We start from the raw sequence: 526 nt of genomic DNA on the forward strand, positions 1-526 counted from the left end.
GCATCCTCTTTCTAAAGTGGCTAATTCTTTGCTTAAAAACGCGCTCTCTTTGTCTTGTATAAGGGCTTGATACATTTTAGGACTGAGTAAATTTTTCGCCAAGTCTAAATTTTCATAGATTTTTTCCAAACTCCCTAATCGCTGTAACAATTCCTTGGCGTTCTTGCTCCCAATGCCTTTAATCCCCTTGTAATTATCGCTGCTATCCCCCACAATGCCCTGATAATCCGTGAATTGACTCGGCAAAATCCCGTATTTTTCCACGCAATCTTTCGCCAAAAACTCCGTTTTGCCATCAAAAAGCGCGATTTTATCGCTCAAAAGCTGGTTAAAATCCTTATCTTTAGAATAAATGCGGGTTTTATAAGGGCTTAGCGTGGCCAGGCTTGCGATGACATCATCAGCTTCAAACCCGCTCACCTCCACGCAAGTAAAACCCATTTTTTGCAACCATTCTAAGGCGATAGGGATTTGTAAAAGCATCTCTTTAGGGGCGTCTTTACGATTTTGTTTGTATTCGCCTAAT

At 41.1% G+C, this 526-nt stretch carries 1 protein-coding gene; it reads right to left on the reverse strand.

All coding sequences use genetic code 11. The features are described from left to right. The coding region (locus tag IEY73_RS34925) for a 5'-3' exonuclease H3TH domain-containing protein (protein WP_505744165.1) at positions 1-526 on the reverse strand (526 nt) is incomplete at both ends.

This window comes from Mangrovihabitans endophyticus (genome assembly GCF_014646155.1).
Classification (GTDB): domain Bacteria; phylum Actinomycetota; class Actinomycetes; order Mycobacteriales; family Micromonosporaceae; genus Actinoplanes; species Actinoplanes endophyticus.